The 24,497-nt window shown below is 54.2% G+C and carries 22 protein-coding genes and 1 tRNA gene; 7 read left to right on the top strand and 16 right to left on the bottom strand.

What is annotated here, in order from left to right:
- Window positions 1–2: 2 nt before the first annotated feature.
- The 5 genes from ACQUTD_RS03860 to ACQUTD_RS03840 form a co-directional block, all read right to left on the bottom strand.
- On the bottom strand, window positions 3–3,845 hold the full coding sequence (locus ACQUTD_RS03860) for a hypothetical protein (RefSeq protein ID WP_473273788.1): 3,843 nt from the start codon (window positions 3,843–3,845) through the stop codon (window positions 3–5).
- A 261-nt stretch (window positions 3,846–4,106) separates the two neighbouring features.
- Complete coding sequence (locus ACQUTD_RS03855; RefSeq protein ID WP_473273787.1) at window positions 4,107–4,439, bottom strand: type II toxin-antitoxin system PemK/MazF family toxin; 333 nt, start codon at window positions 4,437–4,439, stop codon at window positions 4,107–4,109.
- Complete coding sequence (locus ACQUTD_RS03850; RefSeq protein WP_473273948.1) at window positions 4,440–4,697, bottom strand: AbrB/MazE/SpoVT family DNA-binding domain-containing protein; 258 nt, start codon at window positions 4,695–4,697, stop codon at window positions 4,440–4,442.
- Window positions 4,698–4,885: 188 nt separating this feature from the next.
- Entirely contained in the window at window positions 4,886–5,170 is a 285-nt protein-coding gene (locus ACQUTD_RS03845) for a DUF2938 family protein (RefSeq protein ID WP_473273786.1), read from the bottom strand.
- A gap of 78 nt (window positions 5,171–5,248) precedes the next feature.
- Window positions 5,249–6,631, bottom strand: coding sequence for a glycosyl hydrolase family 28 protein (locus tag ACQUTD_RS03840; RefSeq protein ID WP_473273785.1), 1,383 nt, complete (start codon window positions 6,629–6,631; stop codon window positions 5,249–5,251).
- Window positions 6,632–6,843: 212 nt separating this feature from the next.
- On the opposite strand from ACQUTD_RS03840, the gene ACQUTD_RS03835 reads away from it, so the two are divergent.
- The 3 genes from ACQUTD_RS03835 (at window position 6,844) to ACQUTD_RS03825 (ending at window position 9,122) form a co-directional block, all read left to right on the top strand.
- Entirely contained in the window at window positions 6,844–8,019 is a 1,176-nt protein-coding gene (locus ACQUTD_RS03835) for an alpha/beta hydrolase-fold protein (RefSeq protein ID WP_473273783.1), read from the top strand.
- A 55-nt stretch (window positions 8,020–8,074) separates the two neighbouring features.
- The gene (locus ACQUTD_RS03830; protein ID WP_473273781.1) at window positions 8,075–8,485 is read left to right on the top strand and encodes an ASCH domain-containing protein; all 411 of its coding nucleotides are present in this window, start codon (window positions 8,075–8,077) and stop codon (window positions 8,483–8,485) included.
- 163 nt (window positions 8,486–8,648) lie between these two features.
- Entirely contained in the window at window positions 8,649–9,122 is a 474-nt protein-coding gene (locus tag ACQUTD_RS03825) for a hypothetical protein (protein WP_473273780.1), read from the top strand.
- 123 nt (window positions 9,123–9,245) lie between these two features.
- On the opposite strand, the gene ACQUTD_RS03820 is transcribed toward ACQUTD_RS03825, so the two are convergent.
- Both ACQUTD_RS03820 and ACQUTD_RS03815 read right to left on the bottom strand, forming a co-directional pair.
- Window positions 9,246–10,454, bottom strand: a complete 1,209-nt coding sequence (locus ACQUTD_RS03820; protein WP_473273779.1) for an MFS transporter — start codon at window positions 10,452–10,454, stop codon at window positions 9,246–9,248.
- Window positions 10,451–10,978 carry a GNAT family N-acetyltransferase gene (locus ACQUTD_RS03815; RefSeq protein ID WP_473273778.1) on the bottom strand — a complete coding sequence of 176 codons (528 nt, stop codon included), beginning with the start codon at window positions 10,976–10,978 and terminating at the stop codon, window positions 10,451–10,453. The genes ACQUTD_RS03820 and ACQUTD_RS03815 overlap by 4 nt, the downstream gene beginning before the upstream one ends.
- Window positions 10,979–11,076: 98 nt before the next feature.
- On the opposite strand from ACQUTD_RS03815, the gene ACQUTD_RS03810 reads away from it, so the two are divergent.
- Window positions 11,077–11,967, top strand: a complete 891-nt coding sequence (locus ACQUTD_RS03810; RefSeq protein ID WP_473273777.1) for a LysR substrate-binding domain-containing protein — start codon at window positions 11,077–11,079, stop codon at window positions 11,965–11,967.
- 143 nt (window positions 11,968–12,110) lie between these two features.
- Window positions 12,111–12,386 (top strand): hypothetical protein, encoded by a 276-nt coding sequence (locus ACQUTD_RS03805; RefSeq protein WP_473273775.1) that lies wholly within the window; start codon window positions 12,111–12,113, stop codon window positions 12,384–12,386.
- 174 nt (window positions 12,387–12,560) lie between these two features.
- On the opposite strand, the gene ACQUTD_RS03800 is transcribed toward ACQUTD_RS03805, so the two are convergent.
- The 5 genes from ACQUTD_RS03800 to ACQUTD_RS03780 form a co-directional block, all read right to left on the bottom strand.
- A complete protein-coding gene (locus ACQUTD_RS03800) occupies window positions 12,561–13,007 on the bottom strand; it encodes a GNAT family N-acetyltransferase (RefSeq protein ID WP_318364712.1) in 447 nt (148 codons plus the stop codon).
- Between the two features lie 133 nt (window positions 13,008–13,140).
- Window positions 13,141–13,602, bottom strand: coding sequence for a hypothetical protein (locus ACQUTD_RS03795; RefSeq protein WP_473273774.1), 462 nt, complete (start codon window positions 13,600–13,602; stop codon window positions 13,141–13,143).
- A 214-nt stretch (window positions 13,603–13,816) separates the two neighbouring features.
- Window positions 13,817–14,566, bottom strand: a complete 750-nt coding sequence (locus tag ACQUTD_RS03790; RefSeq protein WP_473273773.1) for a hypothetical protein — start codon at window positions 14,564–14,566, stop codon at window positions 13,817–13,819.
- Between the two features lie 187 nt (window positions 14,567–14,753).
- Entirely contained in the window at window positions 14,754–17,819 is a 3,066-nt protein-coding gene (locus ACQUTD_RS03785; RefSeq protein ID WP_473273772.1) for an efflux RND transporter permease subunit, read from the bottom strand.
- Window positions 17,816–18,913: an efflux RND transporter periplasmic adaptor subunit gene (locus ACQUTD_RS03780; RefSeq protein WP_473273770.1), complete on the bottom strand. Its 1,098-nt coding sequence runs from the start codon at window positions 18,911–18,913 to the stop codon at window positions 17,816–17,818. Before ACQUTD_RS03780 ends, ACQUTD_RS03785 begins: the two co-directional genes overlap by 4 nt.
- 174 nt (window positions 18,914–19,087) lie before the next feature.
- Here ACQUTD_RS03780 and ACQUTD_RS03775 point away from each other — a divergent pair, with 174 nt between their 5' ends.
- Entirely contained in the window at window positions 19,088–19,414 is a 327-nt protein-coding gene (locus tag ACQUTD_RS03775) for a hypothetical protein (protein WP_072568957.1), read from the top strand.
- Here ACQUTD_RS03775 and ACQUTD_RS03770 read toward each other — a convergent pair.
- Window positions 19,378–20,535 carry an MFS transporter gene (locus tag ACQUTD_RS03770; RefSeq protein WP_473273768.1) on the bottom strand — a complete coding sequence of 386 codons (1,158 nt, stop codon included), beginning with the start codon at window positions 20,533–20,535 and terminating at the stop codon, window positions 19,378–19,380. The genes ACQUTD_RS03775 and ACQUTD_RS03770 overlap by 37 nt on opposite strands.
- Window positions 20,532–21,056 (bottom strand): TetR family transcriptional regulator, encoded by a 525-nt coding sequence (locus ACQUTD_RS03765; RefSeq protein WP_473273767.1) that lies wholly within the window; start codon window positions 21,054–21,056, stop codon window positions 20,532–20,534. The genes ACQUTD_RS03770 and ACQUTD_RS03765 overlap by 4 nt, the downstream gene beginning before the upstream one ends.
- A gap of 161 nt (window positions 21,057–21,217) precedes the next feature.
- Between ACQUTD_RS03765 and ACQUTD_RS03760 the strand changes: the two genes are divergently transcribed.
- The gene (locus tag ACQUTD_RS03760; RefSeq protein WP_072568960.1) at window positions 21,218–22,669 is read left to right on the top strand and encodes an AMP nucleosidase; all 1,452 of its coding nucleotides are present in this window, start codon (window positions 21,218–21,220) and stop codon (window positions 22,667–22,669) included.
- Between the two features lie 45 nt (window positions 22,670–22,714).
- On the opposite strand, the gene ACQUTD_RS03755 is transcribed toward ACQUTD_RS03760, so the two are convergent.
- Both ACQUTD_RS03755 and ACQUTD_RS03750 read right to left on the bottom strand, forming a co-directional pair.
- A tRNA-Asn gene (locus ACQUTD_RS03755) sits at window positions 22,715–22,790 on the bottom strand.
- A 121-nt stretch (window positions 22,791–22,911) separates the two neighbouring features.
- A complete protein-coding gene (locus ACQUTD_RS03750; protein ID WP_099458771.1) occupies window positions 22,912–24,348 on the bottom strand; it encodes an EmmdR/YeeO family multidrug/toxin efflux MATE transporter in 1,437 nt (478 codons plus the stop codon).
- Window positions 24,349–24,497 lie beyond the last annotated feature (149 nt).

The raw sequence follows: 24,497 nt of genomic DNA, 5'->3' as shown, positions 1-24,497 counted from the left end.
TATTATTCAAAGCTAAGATTCTCGCTGTTGTTTCTCTCGTTTTCACTACGCCTTTCTGAAGCTATCCATGTCATTACTTTCTTTTTAGCTTCTTCAACTGCTGAGTTAGTGATTTCATCACCTGCAATGATAAAATCGTCAAGTAATGGCAAGTATGACTCCAAAATATTTGCTAATGACCCAGACCATGAACTGGGGAAAAAACGCCCAATAAAGCACGACACTATTTTGGATTTATTTGAAGAAAATTTCAGGATCTTGATGGCTGTGTCAGATATATAGCTATCGCCATCTTTGAATGATTCGATTAACTTACATCCATCAGCAACAAATTCCAGACGGGATTCAGGATATTTATCTTTATTGCACCATTCAATAAGAATTTCAGCCGAGACTGACTCCAGAGCCCCACCTTGTTCTCTTTCTATGATAGATGCTGAAGTGAGTTCGCTTGCAATGCTATATTTACCATCTTCATCAGGTTTACATATTATATCCAATGACAATACTGGGTAATGTTTAAAGAACATTCTTATTGCGCTTTTTAGTGTTTCATCAAAACGATACCAGCAGCCTGATATAGTGGCCATCATTCTATTCAATATATCAGCAATAAAACTTTCTGAATTTTTATCAGTTAAGAAAAAATGGAGCATTTCACAAACGTCATGAGACATCAGGGGATCATCCCGGTCAACTTTCCCCCAGTCCATGCACGATAAAATATTACCTATGGATATCACCAGTTCAAGCTTATATTTTTGGTCATGGTTTTTTGCATTATGAACCATAATAAATAAAATATTTAAAGCTGAAATAATGCCAGCATTGTCTTGCTTTAAACATAACTTACGAATTATTATCTCAATTTGTGCCACAGTGAAATAATTAGTAACTCCTCCACTTGCAAGGTATGAAAATTGGTAAGATGGACACTCACCTAATTCTAATACATTGACTAAACGCTTAAATGCGTTTGCATTAAGAAATGTTACCCCTTGAATTTCAACAAATCGTTTGTTCCATACTGAATCATAGACAGCCCTGTCTAGAAATTCCTCAACTTCAAACATAGCCCGAAGTTTCCAGTTATTAATAATCCCTTTTAATAAACTTAAGTTAATTTGCTCATCATTGTCATTGGCTAAATAAACTCTTATTTCCTGTAATATCCAGTCAACATCACAACCAGACTTTCCAATTCCTAGCCCCAACTCATATAAACCGCTTTTATTATGTTCGCATAACTCGGGCAGTAGCTGTTTTAAGATAGCCTTATCCTCAGCTAATCTTAAACCTAAAAGCTCTGTGTTCTTGATACATAAAATTCGTTTTTCTTCATAGGAAAGGTTGTTCATTCCCTCTTCAAGGTGTTCGACCATCCCCCCTCTAGCGGCAATTCTGGCTCTGACTTCAGATATAAGGTCATCAGGCCTAAGAATCATCTCGAATTTTTTCAGATTTTCTAACGACTTATCAGACCATGTATTCTTTCTGTTTTTTAATAACACTTTTGAAAGCAGCCACGCTTCCGGCCAGCCATCAATTATTCGAAATTTTTCTGCTAGATGGATTAGCATAGTTTCAATTTTGGATACACCCCATACAACACGTAAAGATTTGCTGATCTCCTCTCTAACTCTTTTTCCGTCAACAGAATTTTGCTCGCCAATTGAGAGTGCCCGTTCAAACCAAATGCAAAACCATAATTCAAAATCCTTTTCAGACCTAGGGGACCAACCGTAATCTCGTCTTCTAGCGCCAAAACTGAAACTGTAATGAGTATTAAAGCCCTGCGTTTTTAGACCGGTGATCAACAAATCGATACCCAGCTCATACTCATCTTTATTGGTACTACTCAGAAAAGTATTCACAATATCTAGACGTTCAGCCGGTCCAACTTCTGTTCCTGATAAATGACAATAAAATAGTGATGATATTATTTTTCTTATTTCATTCTGCTTTTTCTCGTTTAACTCAGAGAGATAAAGCTTTTTTAGTATCAAAACAGCATCATTAAAATATAGAGTTTCATACGCAATAGACTTGGCCAAACGTGCAAAATACTCTCTAGAACTGTTCCCATGAGTCTCTGAAGTTGACTCATCACACAGCCGGGAAATTGCATCAAGGGTGACAGACGGATTCACTGGAGCCAAATTTGCAACCATCTGTTCTTCATAAGACCCGAGTTTTGAAAAATCGCCAAGATAGCCAGAAGCTGACATCATCTTTTCGGCTATTTTCATTGCTTCCTGACAATTATGCAGAAATGAAAGCCGTCGGGTAAATGATCGTGCAATACGCTTACTGCCCTGTTTTATGAATACCTGAATCAAATGTTCAGCAGGAACCGTTTCCAAAACCCGCACAACCAATCTATTCGCCACGGCATGAGGTAAAAGCGCTCGCCATTCCGCCCGGGATTGTAATAAACCTCTACGTTTCAGCTCAACCATGTGTCTTGAAAACGTTAACGGACTTACTTCAGCCAGTTCTGCCAACTTAGCCAGTTCTCCGTTATTTGATAAATCTTCCCCATCAAATGAATACAGAATACTGGCGGCTTCAGCACATCTCAGTAAACTATCATCATGGTCATTTTTTTGCCGAAAAAGTCTTTCGAATAACTCTCTTTCCCGTAGCTGGGATAAGTCGTTTCCAGATTCAACAGTAGATGCCAAAGCAAAAGCAACACGAGCATTACCATCAGAAAAGTCGGCAATACGTGCTATGTCATTAGTTGAAAGCTGAGAAAATTTTTTCTTCAAAAGTTTAATAATAACTTCAGAAGTAGTGCCTTCCAGCCGATAGCATGATGTTCTTTCAGGTATATCGTCCTGAATATCGTATTCAATTGTAATGAGTTTGATATTGACCGTTTTATTTTTAAGATAACTAGTCAGCTTATTATGTGTCGCAATACCGCAGTTATCCACTACAACAATGGTACTAGAATCGATACTCACTAATTGTTCCAGCACAATTTGTGGCGCAGGGTCTGGCTCATCACCTAAATCAGTATAAACAACATGATCTGGATGGGGACAAACCACATCCGGACATACCCTTGCATCAAAAAGTGCCTGAACAAGCCTTGTTTTCCCCACTCCCGATAATCCGACGATTCGAATTGAGGCTGTTTCGTATCTGCTTAATTGACTACGTAATGTCGAAATCGCTTCAGAAACATTACTACCTTCATCTTTATCAGGCATAAATACGCGTGTTCTATCATCAAGCAAATATTCAGCTTCAACATTTTCTTCGTCATACGCCCACGGTCCATAAGGACGCCATCCACGCAACGGTTGATTGATACTGTATCGCAGCCATGTCATAACTGACGGATGTTCTTCAACCCAATCAGCGATTCGGCGGCTATCATAAAAATCAAACGTAACAGATGAGATCAATCCATGCTGTGCTAAACATTCCTGAATTGCCTTCCTACGCGTTCGCAATCCTTCATCCGAAATATCATCTTTGGTTGAGACAATGACATAAGCACCTGAAGCCTGACTAATTTCCTGAAAAATAGCGCGAATATCTCCACGAGGTGCCATTTCTTTCGTAATTTTTGCTGGAGGAAACTTTTCAGCTTTAACCTGAAATATGGTCTGACTTGCTTTGATAAAATTAGGAGAAATTAACGCGGTCGCACAATCAACCCTGACATCAACTCCACCATCTTTGGCCCGTTGATCACCACCCCAAGTAACACAGGAATCAGGAAGTGATTGCTTTCGGAGCTCAGCACGACAAAGCCTTGCTATCAATTCACGAGCTATTTTGTCATCAAGTGATTTTATAATTGTTTGATCTATTTGAAAAACACCAGACATAGCTCGCTCACTTGCTCCATATATAAGTGTGATAGCTATATTACCCGACTTGATTACAAGAAGGAAAAGATAGACAAAAAATGGTGGTCGACTTGGTGGTCTTGACAAACTCAAATTTTTCTTTTAGCTTACCAATCAGCCAGTTAATGGCAAAGGCGATCCCAGTCAGAGGAGCCATATTTAAGAAGCCCGCTTTTTAGCGGGCTTTTTGCTTTCTGTTAGTTACGATCCTGTCAGCGCCCGCTTCCGAACACCTAACGATCAGCTCAGAATGGCTTCCACTCTGGCCAGCACGTCATTTACGATTGCCGTCGGGATCCGCTCCAGACGCTTACCTTCACGGGCGGCCATATCAATCGTTCGCGGCTGGTCGCAGCGAATAACGCCCGTGGTTTTCGTTCCGGCATCATCCAGAGATACCGCAAAACCAGCTGTCCGGACAAAACTTCCGCCGCTAGTGATCGGCACAACAACGGGCAGACGGGTCAGTCTGTTGAACGGTCCCGGAGAAATGATAAGCACCGGACGTTTTCCACTTTGCTCGTGGCCGGTAGTCGGATCCAGCGACACCAGCCATATTTCGCCTCTGTCCATCTACAGCAGCTCCTTCCCTGACGCTGGCGCATCAATCCACTGTCGATCCTCCTCGCTCATGTCGATGTGCGAATCGCATTGCGCAAGCAGATCTTCAAGGGAATAACGGGGCCGATTTTGTGGTTCAATAATCAGGCGACCATTATCAATAGTCAGGCCGACTTCGCTATCCGTTGCCAGTCCAAGCGTTTTCAGAACAGCGGGAGGGATCGCCAACATAACGGATCCACCTACTTTTTTCAGACGAGTGGTAAACATAAAACACCTCCATGAGTTATATTTTAATATAACATCGAAGAGGGAAGCGCGGCAATTTTCAGCCAGGTTCATTGTCACATCCTTATTGTAATGGGCTATGTCGTACCGACAGGTGCCGACTTCGCAACAAGTTATGCTAATCAGGACGCGATTGTTATTGTTCGCAGGAATAATGAGGTTCAGATTTTTTAAAATGCGGCCTCGCTTCCGGATTTTCGGGATAAAGAATGCCCCGTCACCCCTTCCCTGATACGCCCGGTGCCACAACATACAGCCTCACCCCACAGGCCAGATGCGTAAGCAGACTCAGCCCACGCGCCAGCGAGGCGAGGCGTGTGGAAAGCTGCGATGCCGAAACCGGGCGCGGGTTGCAGGATGAGGAACGGTGCAAATACAGTCAGCACACCTGCCAGTAAGGCGACTGACAGGGAAGGATCGCGAAGCCTGCGTCCACCCTTCAGCCACAGTGGCACAACGACAATAATTACCCCGTCAGGTAATGGTGTATATGTGCGCAGGCGATTAGCCGCCTGCGCTGCGGCCTGGAATGCTTATTCGCGCACGATAGCTCCTGCATCCTTTTTGATTGCCGGCCCCTCTTTCACTTCCAGGGTCAGCCCCCGGGTTTCCAGCTCTGCATTGCGAATGCGTAGCCCCTCAACGGCTTCAATATTCACATTACTGAAATGGAATCCGCTCAGCGGCGCTTCCGGCGTACCTATGATAAAGGCAGCCGCTTTGCTGTCGCCGGTGGATATTAAATTCTCCACTGTGATATTGCGAAAGTGCGGCGTTTTGTGTTTGTCGAAGGGTTGTTTCGGATCGCTGTCCGGCGGATAAATCTGCTCGCCAAGGGTAAATCCGCCCGCCTTAAGCAGCTTCGTAACTTCCGCTTCGACAATAGGCGCTGCTTTATAGTACGCAGAGAAGACCAGCGGCACCTCGACATCATGCATGGTGGTATTGCGGTAAATAATATTTTTTACCTCACCGCCCTTCCCGCGCGGGCTTTTAATACGGATGCCATACATCGAACCTTCGAAGGTATTATTTTCCACCAGCACCTTATTCACGCCGCCTGCGCTTTCACTGCCGATGGAAATGCCGCGCCCCTGTTTCAGGGTATTGTTGGCAATATAGATATTCTCCACCACGCCGTCCGGGAAACGCGGATCGGCTTTTTCCGCTTTAATGGCGATATGATCGTCATTGCAGTCGATGTAATTATTGGTGATGCGGACATTCTGACTGTCGATAGGATCAATGGCATCCGTATTGGGAGCATGCCAGGGTGAAAGAATGCGCGTACCGTTAATATCCACATCGTGCGCATAGCGGGTCACTATATGGAAGCTTGGCGAATGCGTCAGGGTGACGCCGTCAATCAGCACGTTGTTCGAGCGCGTAATATAGATCAGCCGTGGCCGGTCAGTGCCGCCCTTTTTCCCGGTAGCGCGGATATTTTCCCGCCAGCGCTCCCACCATACCGCCCCCTGACCATCAATTGTCCCCTCGCCGACAATCGCCACATTTTGGGCATCTGCAATACTGATAAACGGCAGCCAGCCGTTTTCCGCTTCAGCATATTTCGTTTTATTACCGGCGCGATAAGCGGCCTCTTCCGTAGAAGCCACCAGCGTGGCGTCTTTCTCAAGTTTCAGCTGGATATTATTCTTCAGAAAAAGCGGATTGGTTAAGAAATTGCCTTTCGGTATCAGTACCGTTCCGCCGCCCGCTGCCGCACAGTCATCAATGGCTTTCTGTATGGCATCGGTATTAAGCGCGATCTGTAAACGGTGGCCTTCAGCGCCATATTCAGTGATGTTGCAGACCTTATCGGGAAATTTTACCGCGCTTGCCGCCTGCGCAGCATGAAGCGGTAAGATGCCCGCCACCACAGCGACGGCCCACAGAGGCAGAGTACGAGGAGACATAGTGTTGTCCTTTTTATCTTATGGTGAGTTGTTTTGTAAAATTAGCACCACTGTTTCTTTTTATTGAGTGTGGGGATCACGCTTTATCGCTTGTCGTTCTTTTGCCAGAAATCAGGGTTGATTTTTTGTGCAAATGACTGAATTGTAGCCCATCGTCATCAGATATTGTTCAGAATGACGGGTACCGACAACATAACAACGAGGGACTGAATATGAAAAAGAACATCGCCCTGGCACTTGCCATCACTGCTCTTCTCGGCGGCGCGGCGGCACCGGTTGTTGCCGCGCCCTTCCCGGCCACGCCGGATCAAGCCATACCGGTCAGCCAGTATGTGACCCAGGTGAACGCCGATAAAAGCATCACCTTCCGCCTGTTCGCTCCGGACGCAAAGCGCGTATCGGTGGTCACCGGCTCCAGCCCGGACAGCCTTGCTTCCCATGATATGAGCAAAGGTGAAAACGGCGTCTGGACGTGGAAAAGCGACGTGATGACCCCGAACCTGTATGAATATTACTTTGATGTGGACGGCTTCCGCTCCGTTGATACGGGAAGCCGCTTCCAGAAGCCGCAGCGCCAGGTGAACACCAGCCTGATCCTCGTGCCGGGCAGTATTCTGGATGATCGCGCCGTGCCGCATGGCGATCTGCTGACGGTGACGTATCACTCCAGAGCCCTGGCATCTGAGCGCCGGATGTATGTCTGGACACCGCCGGGTTATAGCGGCCAGGGCGAACCGCTGCCGGTGCTCTATTTCTATCACGGCTTTGGCGATACCGGGCTTTCCGCTATCGATCAGGGGCGTCTGCCGCAAATCATGGACAACCTGCTGGCGGAGGGCAAAATCAAACCAATGCTGGTGGTGGTAGCGGATACTGAAACGGACATCACTGACGCGATCCCGGAAAATTACCCGCCGAAAGAGCGTCGCAAGACCTTCTATCCGCTGAATGCAAAAGCCGCCGATCGCGAACTGATGCAGGACATTATCCCGCTGGTGGATGCGCGCTTTAACGTGCGCAAGGACGCCAGTGGCCGCGCGCTGGCGGGGTTATCCCAGGGCGGCTTCCAGGCGCTGTTCTCCGGCATGCACCACCTCGACAATTTCGGCTGGCTGGGCACCTTCAGCGGCGTCACCACCGCCACCGTGCCGGATGCGGGCATCAGCGCGCAGCTTAACAAGCCGCAGGAGGTGAACAAACAACTGCATAACTTCACCGTGGTGGTGGGCGAAAAAGACGCCGTCACCGGCGAGGATATTGCCGGACTCAAACGCGAGCTGGAGGCAAAAGGCATCAACTTTGAATATAAAAACTATCCTGGCGCAGGCCATGAGATGGACGTCTGGCGTCCGGCCTATGCCGAATTTGTGCAGAAACTGTTTAAGTAAGTAAGAAGAATAAACGGGTATGACATTTTTTATCTATGGTTAAGAAGGGATTTAGATGACTGCGGTTGAAGCATTAAAAGTGAAGTATCCGGGCGCAGAGGCCTGGCAAATGGGTGACAGCCCTGAACTGGCCAGCGAGCTTGCCGACCTGATTAAAAGAGGTATCAAAACGGCCTCCTGTGGATCGTTTTCCTCTTACCAGCAGGAAGCCTCTGCCCCGCGGATTGGGAGCTATAACATCATCCTCGATGGCCAGAATGTCCCGGTCTGCGTAACAAGGCTGATGTCGATGCGACTGGTACGTTTTTGTGATGTGACAGAGGCGTTTGCCCGCAAAGAAGGTGAAGGCGATTTAAGCCTTGAATACTGGCAGAAAGAGCATCAGCGGTTTTTCACCGGGGAAGGCCATTTTTCTGAGGATATGGAGCTTATCGCAGAAGAGTTTGAAGTGGTTGAGGTGCTGTGAGGTGAAATCAACGGGGCAGCGTGTCATCACCTGCCCTTTATAGCCATGTTCGCGATGAGTGAGGAGCGGACGTCCGGCATGAGTTCTTTCTGGTAAACAGTCATGTCAGTCAATGAAGTAAGTACGTAGCCGCTACAATTTTTATTTATCCAGGAGATAACCAATGAAAATAACCGATTTTGTTTATTCCGCCTTAATTGGCGTTGTCGCCAGCTGCCGTTCCATGACGCCGATGGCGACCCTCGCTGCAGCACGCATTGCCGGACGCGACACTTCTGGCCGTCTCCTGCTGCTGGACCGTCCGCTATTTAAATTTGGCGCGTTAGCGATGGGTATAGGGGAAATATTTGGCGACAAGATGAAGTCAGCGCCAGACCGCACTGTGTTTTTGGGCATGTCAGCACGTGTGGCCAGTGCAGGGATTGCGGGCGCCGCGTTGGCACCCCGCGGAGAGGAAAAAACCGGGGCAGCGATCGCTATCTCTGCCGCTGTGCCACTTGCTTATGCCACGCTCGCGGCACGCAAAAAGGCCATGACCGGGATGGGGCAGACCAGGAGTGGCCTGATGGAAGATACCCTCATCGTCGCTATCGGAGCAGCGGTGGTCTTCTTCGCCACGCGCCCGAATCGTATGTAAACGCACTTTGTCTTTAAAGGGTTATCCCGATGAACAATCCTGAAGGGTCAGAGACGGCTTCTGGTACAGATCGCTCCGCGCCGGTTTCGCCTCATGGATAAACTCAGCCGTTTTCACATTAAATCAAAGCTGCCTGACACAGGACTTTTTCAACGTAACCGGATCCGGATGGCGAAGCCAGAGGATCACGGAAATCATCGTGACAAGCAGACCCAGAACAACAGAGACAAGCAACGTGCCGGGAATGCCAGCGCGCTCGAGCAGAAAGGCATACGCCGAGGGTGCCAGAGCCGCAAGAAAAAATGCCGGGGACAGCAGGATGCCTGTTTTCCGGGCATAGTGCTCTGAACCGAACAGAGTAAGGGGAAGTGCAGCCTTTACTACCGTGCTCAGCCCGTTCACGGCGCCGTAACCCAGAACAAACACCGCCGTTGCTGCCGGGGTAAAAAGCCCCGCCAGGCCTGTCAGAAAACAGAGCGGCAAGGCGATACCGGTAATGAGATTCAGGCGTAGCGCACTGATGCGTGCACCCGACACCACATCCAGCAAGCGGGCCCCGACCTGGCCTGCGCCCCAGAGCATCCCCGCCAGGGCTGGCATTCCATAAGCGGCCAGTATCTGTGGAAAGTGCGTGGACACACCGGTTGACACAAAGCTCAGCAGGGCAATCAACGTCGCGTACCAGAATCCGCTGATCATCGTCCGCCGGTTTTCCGTTGCCCTTCCCTCTCCGGCATCTGACGGAGCGGCAACGGGAAGCGCAGGCCTGCCGTTTGAGGGAACAGCGCAAAGAAAAAGCAGGCTAACCAGCCCTGCGCCAGCGTAAATGAAAACGGCATGCCGCCAGTCGGTGATGCGCAACAGGGCCGCACCCACAGGCCAGAACACCGCTGACGCGAGGCCGCCCAGCAGGGTGACCAGTGAAATGGACCGGCGGGCGTGGACTCCTGCCATTGCCACCAGTAGTGCAAACGCAGCGTCATACAGGGCAAAGCGCATCCCGGCACCTGTCAGGACCCAGGCGGCAATCCACATCGCGGCAGAATGCGTTAAAGCCATCAGGAGGCATCCGCCAGAGATGCAAAGTGTTCCTGCCATCATCATCGTACGCCCACCAGCGCGCGCCATAAAAAGGCCGGTCAGGGGCGATACCAGTCCCATAACCAGCATGGCCACCGTCAGCCCTGAAAACGTCACCACCGCAGACCAGCCCGTCTCCGCTATAACCGCCGTGCCGAACGCTCCTGGCATGTAGAAGGTAATTCCCCAGTTAATCAGCTGCGTCATGCCGATGCAAAAAACGGTGCGGCCCGTCAGCCGTCCGCCACTCAATCTGCACATTCCGGAAAGGTGGCGTCGCCCTGCCCGAGGGTTCGCTGCATGATAACCGTATCCAGCCAGCGCCCGTGTTTGAATCCCACCGATCTGAGCGTGCCCGTGATGCTCAATCCCGCGGAACGATGCAGAGCAAGAGAGGCGGTATTCTCGCTGTTACCCACCACCGCCACGAGCTGGCGAAAGCCACGGGTTTCAGCCCAGGTTATTGCACGGGACAACAGCTGTTTGCCGATCCCCTGCCCCTTAAACAAGGGGTCAATATATACGGAGTCTTCCAGGGTGAAGCGGTAGGCATAGCGTTCCCGGTAAAAAGACAGGTAGCAGTAGCCCCGAACCTGCCCTTCATCAATCGCCACAAACCAGGGCAGCCCTGCGGCACGCACCTTATTCAGACGGGCCATCATTTCAGTTACATCTGGCGGTCTGGTTTCAAAAGTGGCGGTGCCATGTAATACGTGATAAGCATAAACCCGCTGAATGCCGGGAAGATGTTGTTCATCTGCTTCAGTTATTTTCATCGGTACGGCTCCTGTTCCGGTCAGAAACGGAGACTAACCCGGATAACTATATTCAGACAGATCGTGGGACTTATCAGCGGTATAAGGAAAACTTTGGCATGGCAATCCTGAATCTCGACCACCTGACTACCTTCAGACTGGTAATCAGCCGGGGCACCTTCTCCGGGGCGGCAGAAGCGCTCGGGCTGTCGCAGCCCGCCGTCAGCCTGCAGATAAGGCAGCTGGAGCAGGCGCTGCAGGTCCGGCTGATAGAGCGAACCAGCCGGGGGATAAAGCCCACGCCAGCCGGGATCACTCTCTGTGAACACTGCATAAAAATTGACGCTGCTGTCGGTGCAGCGGTGGAATCCGTGTCCCTGCATTCAGACGATATCACCGGTACCGTGACTGTGGGGACAGGCGCAACGGCCTGCATTCATCTCCTCCCCCCTTTATTGCAGGAGCTGCGACAGACGCATCCCCTGCTGAAAGTGGACGTACGTACCGGTAATACGTCAGATATCGTGCGGGGTGTGGAGGAAAATCGTATAGATATTGGCCTGGTAACCCTGCCGGCGGCAGGCAAATGCCTGAGTATTACTCCTCTCGGAACGGAAGAGTTTGTGATCATCCTGGAAAAGGATCCCGCAGAGCGGGATATAAAAGCGCTGTCTGCGGAAGACCTTTTGTCTCTGCCGCTGATTATATTTGAACCCGGAAGCGGAACCCGTTTCCTGATTGATGGATGGTTTCGGGATGCCGGACAGGTTGCCCGCCCCGTGATGGAGCTGGGCAGTATTGAAGCCATTAAAAGGATGGTCCGCGCCGGTCTGGGCTACAGCATCGTTCCCCGTATGTCTGTTGAAAGTCCGGAAGAAAGCCGGGGGCTGAGTGTGTATTCAATGGCACCTGCCCTGCATCGCACGCTCGGGACGGTAATACGGGAAGATCGGATTGTCAGCAGGGGAATCAAAGCAGTACTGAAAAGACTGAGCGCCAGTTTCACTTAAATATATCTGGAAACGTTGATCGGCTCCCTGCATTGTGCGGGAAGGATCGATTGCCGTTTAGTCCTCTGAGATATTTATGGTGGAAATAATTAATAACGATGCCTTTGCGACTTCAGAACCAGGAACATACCAGAGAGGTTTAAATGAAAGTAACAGCTAAAAATGAAAATGGGACGACACAACAACTTGAAGTCTCATCATTGATTATCACCCTGGACAATGGCGAAACTATTGAGATCAGCGATGAAAACAAAAATCGTCCGGGTGAAGTACCTGAAGGTGTGACAGTGTGGGGAGGTAAAATGCCTGAGGAAGGGGCGACTTTAGATGAACTTAAAAATACAACACGCGGGCTTGGGGTGTATCCACTGGCAGCCAACATGGTGCACATTCTTCCCTATGCTCTGAGGAAGTCATAGTCCCTGCTGAAGTCTGGTTTTGGTAAGCGAAGAGCAACGTTTACAGCCTGAACCGGGTGGCTGTCAGGTGAGCTGATAACATACAAAATGTCCGCTTCTGCCATAGAGCAGACAAACCCGAATGGCTGGATTTCTGCTATGAGCGAGAAGCGGACTTTGTTGTGTCTGGAACGTTCAGGTATTTGATAGCTTCATATGCAATAACGGGTATGGCCTGCCTTGCCCGTCAACTTCAGAACGACCGACGGTAAAGAAACCATTCTTTTTATAAAAGTTAACAGCTTGAGGATTCTGTTCGTTTACATCGAGTTCGTCAGCCCCCAATTCGTTAATAGCATGTCGTAAAAGTAACTTTCCAATACCTTTGCCGCGCTGTTCTGCGCGCACAAAGAGCATTTCAATGCGTTTTTCACTAACTCCGATAAAACCCTGGATAGAATCGTCACAGCTAAGACGAGCTATCTTAATAGTCAGAACGGGAAAATACGCATGCAACAACAAAGGACGTAGCGCTTGTATATCCTGCTCTTGTAAAAAATCATGCGTAGCACGCACGGACGATTCCCAGACCTCCAGCAAAACCGGGTAATGAATTTGCGTTCCTGCTTCAAGCGTTATCATGGTTTTCCTTAAGCGTTAATTGCTTTGCAGCATCATGATAGGGGTAAGGTAGCATTTGTCACTATGCGGCATGGAGTGTCCGCTTCTGCCACAAAGCGGACATTCCCCTAAGTTACGCCACCTGCCTGATACGTTATGCCGTTATCTCATCAATAAACTTTACCCCGTCCACGGTGCGTATCCAGCGTGGCGCGTTGATTTCTTCCGTCAGGTACGCCATGAGATCCGCCAGCAGCCAGCGCAACTGCTCTTCCTGCTGCGACGATAACATCCGGCACAGCAAGAGCTGGGTCAGCGCGGCGCAGTATTCGCCAAGGGTGTCCGAATCGGGTGCAAAACGGGGAAAGGCGGTGGGCAATGTATCGACGGTAAAACGCGCCTGCTGCGCGGGCGGGATTGGCTCGTTCAGCTGTGGTTTTAGCAGCGCAAACACGGCGGAAAGACGTCCGCTGAGCGCCATGCGCAGCGCCGGATGGCGGCATTCCGCCTGCGCTTCGGCAAGCTGATGGCAGTAGTCGGCGAGTACGGTGAAATCGGTGTCGCCATCAAAAGGAACGGTAAGTAACGGGTGAGACGGATTGAGGGTCGAGGTCATGAGTTATCCTCCTGAAACGGATTAAATATGACGCTGAAGCGTCACGTATCGTCGATGAGGAATTTCAGGAGGCCACGCCCGGCACCTGATTTTGCAGGCGCGGCAGCACGATACCGCTCTCACTAGAGAACGGCAAGAGGGCGAGGTTACGAATGAAGGAAAATGCGTAGAGGCTCGCAAAACCTGGTTCCGCAGGCTGAAAAAAACGTATTGTTTAATTTTTTAAAAATGCCCTACAGGTTTCCGACTGTGCGAACACATCATCATCTCTGCATGCCGTCTGGATGGCATTGACAACGTTGCCATTACTAATCGGCGTCCAGTAATTATCTACTATCAAATATTTTTGCCGCTGCTTCGGCTCCCGGAGATGTAAGCGAGTCAAAAATGACGCTATTTTCTTCATATAAACGTTTTTAGGGCTGGTTTTGTATTCAGCAAAAACCACAATATATTCCGGAACCATATAATCCCTTGCCACCAGCGGCGGGATGCGAAAATTCACTTCAGACTTAACGCCCAGCTCATAACCATCCATCTCTTTATATTCATAGGCTGGCATATAGGTTGTATTACCACCTGGTATTGTCACGCCGCCATTGTGCACGTTGGCATGAATATCTTTGGTAATTTTGAAAATAAATTGTTGATCCGGATCGGGCGTTATCCTGAATTCATCTATCACCTGATCAACAGAGTTATTATTGCTTAACTGAAATTCATAACCTCTGCCGGAAGGCCTGAGGTATTTAACCTGCACATCGCCCGTCAAAAAATCATATGCAAAGCTGGCCAGCACGGTAAGCGCACCCGTTGCCAGCAAAAGCTGACCGGCACGCTTAGCAAATTTCACTATACCGCCGGAGAGTTTTTTATGTGCCGCCTGATTAGTCCTTTGCGTACTGCCCGGACCATTTTGTTTATTCCGTTGGGTTCTGCTTTTATTGTTTTTCCTGCCTGCCATGTCAAAACCCATATTTTCTGATTTTCATTATTGAACGTAAAAGATCATCCGCAGTTACTGATTACCTGCGAATGATCTTTCCAGGCGATGGTGATGCTAATTAATCGCCGTTTTTTCCTCCATCTTATCATGTGAAATTTTTCATAAAGCCCTACTAAAAATAGTAATATTTTCCCATAACGGCCCATCAGCCCGTCGTGTCAGGGCGGATCCTGAACCAGATGGCGTACATGGCGGGCAGGAATACCAGCGTGATAATGGTGCCGCCAAAGGTGCCGCCGATCAGGGTGTAGGCCAGCGTGCCCCAGAACACCGAGTGCGTCAGGGGAATGAACGCCAGAATGGCGGCCATCGCCGTCAGCAGGACGGGCCGGGCGCGCTGCACCGTGGCTTCCACCACCGCATGGAACGGGGCCAGCCCTTCCTGCTCGTTGTGATGGATCTGACCTATCAGGATCAGCGTGTTACGCATCAGGATGCCGGAGAGTGCAATCAGCCCCACCAGCGCGTTAATGCCAAACGGCTGGTTGAACAGCAGCAAGGTCGGCACCACGCCGATCAGCCCCAGCGGTGCAGTAAGGAACACCATCACCATCGCCGACATCGAGCGCACCTGGAGGATGATGATCAGCAGCGTCAGGGCGATCATGATCGGGAACAGCGGTGCCATCGCTCTGGTGGCCTTGCCGGACTCTTCGATGGAACCCGCCTGCTCAATACGGTAGCCGGGCGGCAACGTGTCGATGATCGGCTGCAAGGATTTCAGGATGGCGGTAGAGACATCCGGCGGTTGCAGATGTTCGGCGATGTCGCCCCGCACGGTCAGCGTTGGCATCCGGTCGCGGCGGCGCAGCAGCGGATCTTCCATCTGCACCGTGACTTCACCAATCTGCGACAGCGGAATGCGCTGGCCGTCTGCGCCCACCAGCGTAAAACCGGCGATTTTGGCCGGATCGAGGCGAATATCCCCCGCCGCGCGTCCCGTCACCTGCACCGAACGAATATCTTCCCGCACGCTGGTGATCGGCACGCCGGAGAGCAGGAACTGTAACTGTTGCGCGACGGCGTTCGACGTCAGCCCTACCGCCTGCAGGCGGTCCTGTTTCAGGGTGAAATGCAGCGTCGGCACGCGCTGGCCCCAGTCGGTATTGACGGTGCGCATCATCGGGCTGGCCTGCATCACCTTTTCCACCCGTCCGGCGATATCGCGCAGCGTGGCGGTGTCCGGGCCAACCACGCGGTACGCCACCGGATAGGGGGAGTACGGGCCGAATACCAGTTGAGTGACGCGCACGCGGGCTTCCGCTGCCAGCCCGGCGGCGACCGCGTCACGCAGGCGGAATTTCAGCGCTTCACGGGCTTGCTGGCTGTCGGTCAGCACCACGATTTTGGCAAACGACGGATCGGGCAGCTCAGGGGCCATCGCCAGATAAAAGCGTGGCGATCCCTGGCCGATGTATGAGGTGACAATTTTCGCTTCCGGCTGTTGTTGCAGCCAGGCTTCAATTTTCGCGGTGGTGGCGCTGGTCTGCTCAATGGCGGTGCCATAGGGCAGCTGCACTTCCACCAGCACTTCCGGGCGGTCGGAGGTGGGGAAGAACTGTTTTTTCACCAGCCCCATGCCGAGGATCGCCACGGTAAAGATGGCGATCACCGCACCGGCGACTATCCATTTGCGGGCGATGACGCGGGTGAGTACGCGGCGGAAACGGTTGTAATGGCGGGTGTTATAGATGGCGGCATGTCCGCCCGCCACCGTTTTGATCTCCGGCAGCATTTTCACCCCGAGGTACGGCGTAAACACCACCGCCACCACCCAGGAGGCGATAAGCGCGATGCCGACGATCCAGAACATGTTGCTGGTGTATTCCCCGGCGGTGGACTGGGCAAAGCCGTTCGGCATAAAGCCCACGGCGGTAACCAGCGTCCCGGCCAGCATAGGCGCGGCGGTATGGCTCCAGGCATAGGCCGAGGCTTTGATGCGGTCATAGCCCTCTTCCATTTTCACCACCATCATTTCGATGGCGATGATAGCGTCATCCACCAGCAGCCCGAGCGCGAGGATCAGCGATCCCAGCGTGATGCGGTCGAAGTTTTTGCCGGACGCCTCCATCACCACAAAGACAATCGCCAGCGTCAGCGGCACGGCGGCGGCCACCACCACGCCCACGCGCCAGCCCATACTGACAAAGCACACCACCATCACCACCAGCAGCGCGACGAAGAATTTGATCATGAACTCGTCAACGGCGGAGCTGATGTTTACCGACTGATCGGTGACCTTGCTCAGCGTCATGCCCAGCGGCATTTCAGCGTTGATGCTGGCGGTTTCCGCGTCCAGCGCTTTTCCCAGATCGAGGCCGTTCCAGCCTTCACGCATCACCACCCCCAGCAGCAGCGCCGGTTCGCGCTGATGGCGCACCATAAAGGTGGCCGGATCTTCATAGCCCCGCTCCACCGTCGCCACGTCCGACAGCTTCAGCGTGCGCCCCTGCGCCACCAGCGGCGTGTCGCGGATCTTCTGCAACGTGTCGAACGCGCCATCAAGGCGGATGTTGACCTGCGGCCCCTGTGTATCGATGGATCCGGCAGGCGTCAGGACGTTCTGGTTATTAAGCGCCGCGAAAATCGCCTGCGGCGAAATGCCCAGCGTGGCGAGGCGATCATGGGAGAAAGAGACGAAGATCCGCTCTGCCTGCTCGCCAATAATATTGACCTTCTTGACGCCCGGCACGTGCAACAGCCGCTGGCGCAGGGATTCGGCGTCGCGCACCAGCAGGCGTTGCGGCTCTCCTTTCGCCTTCAGCGCGAACAGCGCAAAGGTCACGTCGGAGAATTCATCGTTAACCATCGGGCTGATAACGCCCGCGGGCAGGTTTTTAGCTTCGTCGCCGAGCTTTTTACGCGCCTGGTAAAATTCCTCCTGCACCTGCGAAGGCGGCGTACTGTCCTGTAAAGAGAGGGTGGTAAAGGCCATACCCGGACGGGTGAACGTCTCGGTACGATCATACCATTTCAGCTCCTGAAGACGTTTTTCCAGCGGCTCGGCCACCTGACCCTGCATTTCCAGCGCAGTGGCTCCCGGCCAGGCGGTGATGATGGTCATCTGCTTGACGGTAAACGGCGGATCTTCTGCGCGCCCCAGTTGAAAAAACGACAGTATCCCCGCCACGGTGATGAGCAGGATGAGGAACAGCGTGATGGAGCGCTCGCGCACTGCCAGCGCCGACAGGTTAAATTTTCCCTGACTCATTTTTGGCTCCCGGCAGCGCCCGCCGCGATGCGCACGGTTTGGCCTTCATGCAGCTGATGCACGCCGAGGGCCACCACCTGCTCCCCTGCCGTCAGGCTGCCGCTGACCTTTGCCGCGTCATCCCCCAGCCCCCGCACCTGTACCGGTTTCCAGCGCACAGTGGCGGGCTTACCGGCAATCTGCCAGACGCCCGGTCCTTTTCCGGCATCGTAAATCGCCGCCAGCGGCACCTGCATAAGCGCATCCCGGGCTTCGCCTTCGGCAATGTGCAGCGTCACGGTGGAGCCGAGCGGTGCCGCGGCCAGCGCGCCGTTCAGCACGTAACGAGCTTCAAAGGTGCGGGTGACGGGATCGGCGGCATCCGAGAGCAGCCGCAGCGTGGCGGGCACCGGCGGATTTTTACTGGCGTAGAGGCTGGCCTGCGCCTCGCTGCCGATGGCCGGACGCAGGGTTTCCGGCAATTGGACGATGGCTTCCCGCTGCCCGGCACGGGCGAGTCTGACCACCGGTTGCCCGGCGCTCACCACCTGGCCGGGTTCCGCCAGGGTTTCCATCACCACGCCGTCGGCGTCCGCCAGCAGCACCGCGTAACCGGTGCTGTTCTGCGCCACATTCGCCTGCGCCCGGGCCGCGCTCAGGTCGGCGCGGGCGCTGTCGGCGGCGGCTTTGATCTGATCGTATGCCGAAACCGACACCGCGCCGGTTTTCACCAGGCTGCGATAGCGGGCTTCATCGGCGGCGGCCTGACGGGCGCGGGCGCGGGCCGCAGAAACCGCCTGTTGCTGCGCCTGCGCCGTCAGGTTCAGATCCACGGGATCGAGGCGCATCAGCGGCTGACCCCGTTTCACCGTCTGGCCGGTATCCACCAGCCGCTCGAGGATCTTGCCCTGCACCCGGAAACCGAGATCGCTCTGTACGCGGGCGACCACCACGCCGGTAAAGGCGCGGGACTGCCCGGCAGCGCTCACCACCGTTGCCGCCCGCACCAGGGGTGGCTGAGTGCGCGGATCGTCCTGACTGGCGGTGTCACCGCAGGCCGCCAGGGCCAGCGGCAGGAAGCAAACAGCAAGGGAGACAGGTTTAAGCCTGAACATGGGATACCTGATTACGTGAAGGAAACAATGCCGGCATTTTTAAACGAGTGACCAAAATTGTCAATGGTCACAAAGCGCGTGATAGAAACTTCTTTTGTGCGTCCAGGGCCGGTTGACAGCAAGTGACCGTTTGATAATGTAGTCACATTTGCACCGTGGCTGAACGGGGGAAGGATGAAAAGGACGGGTATTCTCGGGTTAGATGCGCTGACCGAAGCGCTGGTCAGGGATCTCTTTCTGGCGGATCCGAATGCGCAGGTGTTTCTCTCCCCCGGCACCGGCGAGCGGGCGCAACGGTTGTCGCAGGAATTTCCCTGCTGGACGCTGGACGATCCGCAGGCGCTGGTGGATGAAGTGGACGTGCTGATTATCAGTTCTGACGCGGCATCCCGGCCAGAACTTTATGATCGTGTGCAGCTGCGCCGCGCGTTGAACCTGGTTTCACTGGTGCCGGAGGTGTCGTCTCAAGCTTTGCGAAAACGCTTCCGCCAGGCGGAGTGAAGCGGCACCGTACCGCTGAACCCGGCGCACAGGGTCAGCGTGGCGAAGAACGCCACGGCATAACCCGCCGACAGCCGATCCATGATCAGCCCGAACAGCGGCGATCCGGCAGTCTGCCCCACCGCCAGCGTCAGAAAACAGATCATCAGCCCCGTCGCCGGGCGGTCCGGCAGCGCCGAGACGCCCCACACCAGATAAATGCCGGACAGCGTAATATAGGCCGCGCCGAACAGCGCCCCGCCAGTTAGCGTCAGCACAGGCGTGGTGCGCTCAAAGCCTGTCAGCAGAATGCCCGCCGCCATCGCCAGCAGAAACAGCCGGTGCATGAGATCCATACCAAAGCGCGCCACCAGCGTCCCTGCCGCCGCACCGGCAATGCCCGCCGCGCCCGTCACCATCCACAGCACGCCCGCGCCGGTATCGCGCCACTCCAGCCGCAGCGCCACCAGCTGGCTGCCGAACGACCAGATCGCCGTGCTGCCCGCGCCCATTAAAAACGAGGCGACGATCAGCCGTTTCAGGGACGGGCTGATTGACGGCAGACCGCCCGCGCTGTTGCTGGCGGCAGATGAATTGCGCGGCACAAAACGCGCGGCAGCAAGCGCCATTGCGAACGCCACCGCGGCAAAAATCCCGAACGCCAGCCGCCATTGTCCGCCCATCGCCAGCGCCACGGGGCCTGACAGCACCACGCCCGCGCCGGTCCCGGCATTAATGATGGTGTTAGCCGCGCCCTGGCGATCCGGCTGCACCGCAGCCGACACCGCGGCCGCCAGCGGCGGCGAGACTAACCCCGTACTGGCCCCGGCGAGCATCACCGCCGCCGCCAGCCACAGCGGGGATGACGCCAGCGCAATGCCGGTCATGCCCAGCGCCGCCACCAGTGCCGCCCCCAGCGCCACCGCGCGGGGACCGATGCGCTCCGTCAGAAAAGCCGCCAGCACAATGGTCAGGCAGTAACCCAGAAACGAGCCGCCGGAAATCAGCCCGCTCAGCGTCGGGGAGAGGGACAGGTCAGCGTCGATGCGCGGCAAAAACAGCCCGAAGGCGAAACGGGCGAAGCCGTAGCAGACGGCGATCAGACTGAAGCCGGTGGCGATAAGCCAGGCGTTTTTACTCATGATTTAGCCCCCGCCAGCAGCATCGCCGCCGTATCACGCGCGGCAGCCACGGTGCCCACGCCGCGGTAAATGGCCGCCGCCGTCGCGCCCTCAAAGAGGATAAGGATCTGCTCCGCCAGCCGGTCGTCCTCATGGCCGATTTCGCCCGCCACCAGCCTGCGGATGGTCTGCCAGGTCTTTTCTTTATGGGCGCGGATCACCGCCGCGATTTCGGGATTGTCGCCGCCGGTTTCGCCGTACGCCCGCAGAAACAGACAGCCCAGACAGCCCTCCTCCCGCAGCCAGTTATCCAGCGCGTCGAACAGCCCTTTGATGCTCTGCTCCTCCAGCTGCGCGAAAAAGCGCTGATCCCGCTCCTCCAGCACCCGCACGATGAGCGCCGTTTTGCTGCCGGCATGTTTATAGAGCGTACGGCTCGACATGCCCGCCGCCTGCGTGAGCCGATCCATCCCGGTGGCATTAAAACCATGCCGGTAAAACAGGGATCCTGCGGCTGAGATGAGTTTGTTTTTAATGTCCATACATTAAAAGTAAAACGATCGGTTTACTCTGTCAAACTGACCGCCTCGCCTGATACCGGAGGACGCAGCGCTGCTTTTCAGCCTTATCCCCACACTTTTGTTTCACAATCCTGTGACATACTATCGGTATGGCAGTACATGTGTGAAACAAGGAGATAATTATGGATAACAAGGCGAGCCTTACCCCGGAACAGGCCCTCGACCGGCTCGAAGCGCTGTATGACCAGGCGGTCAGCGACTTACGCGATGCCATTGCGCAGTACATCGATAAGGGCACGCTTCCCGACACGCTCGCCCGTGCACAGGGGAAATTTGTGTACCCGTTGTTGTCGGTCAGCTGGGACGGTAACGCGCCGAATGCCCGGAAAACCCGCGCTTATGCCCGCTTTACGCATCCCGGCAGCTATCGCACCACCATTACGCGCCCGGCGCTGTTCCGCCCTTACCTGCTGGAGCAGCTCACCATGCTGTATCTGGATTACGGCGCGCAGATTGAAGTGGGTCCGTCTGAACACGAGATCCCTTATCCCTATGTGATTGACGGCTCGGCGCTGACGCTGGATCGCTCGATGAGCGCGGACTTAACCCGCCATTTCCCGACCACCGAGCTGTCACAGATTGGCGATGAAACCGCCGACGGCATTTATCACCCGGCGGAATTCTCGCCGCTGTCGCACTTTGACGCCCGCCGCGTGGATTTTTCCCTGGCGCGTCTGCGTCACTACACCGGCACGCCGGTGGAGCACTTCCAGCCGTTCGTGCTGTTCACCAACTACACGCGTTATGTGGATGAGTTCGTGCGCTGGGGTTGCAGCCAGATCCTCGATCCGGACAGCCCGTACGTGGCGCTCTCCTGCGCGGGCGGAATCTGGATCACCGCCGAAACCGAAGCGCCGGAACAGGCCATTTCCGATCTGGCGTGGAAAAAACACCAGATGCCCGCCTGGCACCTGATCACCGCCGACGGTCAGGGGATCACGCTGGTGAATATCGGCGTCGGCCCGTCGAATGCCAAAACCATCTGCGATCACCTGGCAGTGCTGCGCCCGGATGTGTGGCTGATGATCGGCCACTGCGGCGGCCTGCGTGAGAGTCAGTCGATTGGCGATTACGTGCTGGCACATGCTTATCTGCGCGACGACCACGTGCTGGATGCGGTGCTGCCGCCGGACATTCCGATCCCGAGCATCGCCGAAGTGCAGCGCGCGCTGTACGACGCCACTAAACAGGTCAGCGAGATGCCCGGCGAGGAAGTGAAACAGCGGCTGCGTACCGGTACGGTGGTCACCACCGATGACCGTAACTGGGAGCTGCGTTATTCGGCGTCGGCGCTGCGCTTTAACTTAAGCCGCGCGGTGGCCATTGATATGGAAAGCGCGACCATCGCGGCGCAGGGTTATCGCTTCCGCGTGCCGTACGGCACCTTGCTGTGCGTGTCCGATAAACCGCTGCACGGCGAGATCAAGCTGCCGGGCCAGGCCAATCGTTTTTATGAAGGGGCGATTTCGGAGCATTTGCAGATCGGCATCAGGGCGATTGATCTGCTGCGCGCGGAAGGTGAACGTCTGCACTCGCGTAAACTGCGTACCTTTAACGAGCCGCCGTTCCGCTAACGGCAGAAAAGCAAAAAGCCCGCTAAAAAGCGGGCTTCTTAAATTTGGCTCCTCTGACTGGACTCGAACCAGTGACATACGGATTAACAGTCCGCCGTTCTACCGACTGAACTACAGAGGAATCGTGTGAACGGGGCGAATATTAACGGCGCTCTGTGGCCTTGTCAAAGCCTGATTTCAAAAAAACGCGCGATTGCCGAATTATTCCGCACCCCGTTCAAAAAGAGCGCAGCTTCAGGCCGTCACTCCGCTTTTTTCTGCATGGCGCGCGGATATTTCCACAGCCAGCGGCCGCTGACCATACGCCAGTAGAACAGCGCCCCGCGTACCGCCCAGTCGAGGAACATCCCCAGCCAGACGCCAATCACGCCCATGCCGAGCACGATCCCCAGCGTATAACCGGCTACCACACGGCAGCCCCACATGCCGAGCATCGACACCCACATGGCAAAGCGGGCATCGCGCGCGCCCTTCTGCCCGGCGGGCAACACCCAGGAGGCCGCCCAGATCGGCATAAAGGCGGCGTTCAGCCACAGCAGGATCTTCACCACTTCCTGCACGTCCTGCTCCGGCGTATAAAACGCGGCCAGCAGCCCGGCGAAGGGCGCGGTGCCCCAGGCAATAATCGTCAGTCCGATGGTCGACAGCCAGAACACATGGCGCAGCTGGCGTTCCGCCTGGCCGATCTGTCCTTTACCAAGACGTCTGCCGGTAATAATGGTGGACGCCGAACCCAGCGCGTTACCCGGCAGGTTGATTAATGCCGCCACGGAGAAAGCAATAAAGTTACCGGCGATGACGTTGGTGCCCATCCCGGCCACAAACATCTGGGTTAATAATTTGCCGCTGTTAAACAGCACCGATTCAATACTGGCGGGAATGCCGATGCCCATCACTTCCCAGATAATGGCGAAGTTGAGCGGCTTAAAGTAACTTTTCAGCGTGATGCGCAGCGCCGGGTTAAAGCCAATCATCAGCACCCAGATGATCGCCAGCGCGCCGATGTAGCGGGAAATGGTCAGCCCCAGCCCTGCGCCGGCAAAGCCAATGCCCGGCCAGGAGAACAGGCCATAGATCAGGAAGCTGCTGATAATAATGTTGAGAATGTTCATGCCGCCGTTAATCAGCAGCGGAATTCTGGTATTACCCGCGCCGCGCAGCGCCCCGCTGCCGATCAGCGTAATGGCTGCCGCCGGATAGCTCAGCACCGTTAATTCGAGGTAAGTCAGCGCCAGGGCTTTCACCTCTGCCGTGGCTTCGCCCGCCACCACATCAATAATTTGCGCGCCAAAATAGTGGATCACCGCCGCCAGCAGCGCGGCGAACAGCGTCATGATCACCAGCGATTGCCGCGCCGCCGAGCGCGCCCGCCGCCGGTCGCGTTTACCGAGGCTGAAGGCCACCACCACCGTGGTACCCAGATCGACCGCCGCAAAAAAGGCCATCACCACCATGTTAAAACTGTCGGCAAGGCCCACACCCGCCATCGCTTCTTTGCCCAGCCAGCTCACCAGGAAGGTACTCAGCACCCCCATCAGCAGTACGCAGGTATTTTCGAGGAAGATAGGCACGGCAAGCGGGGTGATTTCACGCCAGAAAAGAACACGGTAACTTTTTCGTTTAGCGTACCAGGGCGTACGGGCGACAGCCTGGCGTAAAGCGGCAGTGACGTTCAAAATGGACCTTAGTGAGAAAGTGAAACTTCATTTCAAATGATGATGGAGAAATGCTAATCCTGCAAAGTATTTCCCACAAATTTTGCTGGTATTTCCGGCAAATCGGCGACGGGATCGCCAGACGAACGTTCGGGCGTAAAATGCGGTTTGAC

This window comes from Enterobacter sp. K510, assembly GCF_055804875.1.
Note: the sequence above shows the minus strand (reverse complement) of the source record. Positions and strands in the feature narration are given on the sequence as shown.